This is a genomic window from Pseudomonas sp. PSB11, from assembly GCF_014596605.1.
In the GTDB taxonomy this organism is placed as follows: Bacteria; Pseudomonadota; Gammaproteobacteria; order Pseudomonadales; family Pseudomonadaceae; genus Aquipseudomonas; species Aquipseudomonas umsongensis.
In genome coordinates this window covers 1-699 of sequence record NZ_NOIO01000077.1, presented here as the reverse complement: position 1 = coordinate 699, position 699 = coordinate 1, and the positions used below count along the sequence as shown (strand labels likewise).

General features: G+C 62.1%; 1 protein-coding gene. It reads left to right on the top strand.

What is annotated here, in order from left to right; all coding sequences use genetic code 11:
- On the top strand, positions 1–699 hold a 699-nt coding region (locus CGA21_RS29730; protein WP_188265691.1), incomplete at both ends, for a type VI secretion system Vgr family protein.

Here is a 699-nt window from a genome sequence, read left to right as displayed (position 1 = left end):
TGGTTCGACGCCGTGTTCGACGTCCTCGCCTTCGAAGGCGAAGAACACCTCAGCCAACCCTTCACCTACCGCATCGAATTCACCTGCAGCGAACAAGACCTCAGCGCCGAGAAGATGCTCAACAAGGACGCCAGTTTCAGCCTCTATCCGCCGCCTGCAAAGCCACCTTACCCTGGCCTGCCAGTGCCCGAGGTCAAGCCGTTGCGCAGCCTGTATGGGATAGTCATCAGCTTCCAGCGCCTGTCCGCCTCCCGCGACGAAGCGCGCTACGAAATCACCCTGCAACCGCGCCTTGCCCTGCTCGATCGTGGCCGTCAGTACCGCCTGTACCAGCAGCAGTCGGTGCCGGAGATCGTCGAGCACATCCTGCGCAGCCGCTACGATTTCCTCGGCCAGCACTTCTTGTTCCAATTGGTGCGCGAATACCCCCGGCGCGAGCAGGTCATGCAGTACGGCGAAAGCGACCTTGCGTTCATCGAGCGGCTGCTGGCCGAGGTCGGCATCTGGTACCGCTTCACGCATGACGACCGCCTGCGGATCGACGTCGTCGAGTTCCACGACGACCAGCGCCACTACCAGTTTGGCGTGAAATTGCCACTGCGCTCACCGGCCGGCTTCGCCAGCGGTGAGGACGGCGTGTGGGGTTTGCAGACCCGCCACCAGGTGGTGGAAAAATCCATCAACTTTCGCGCCTATCAC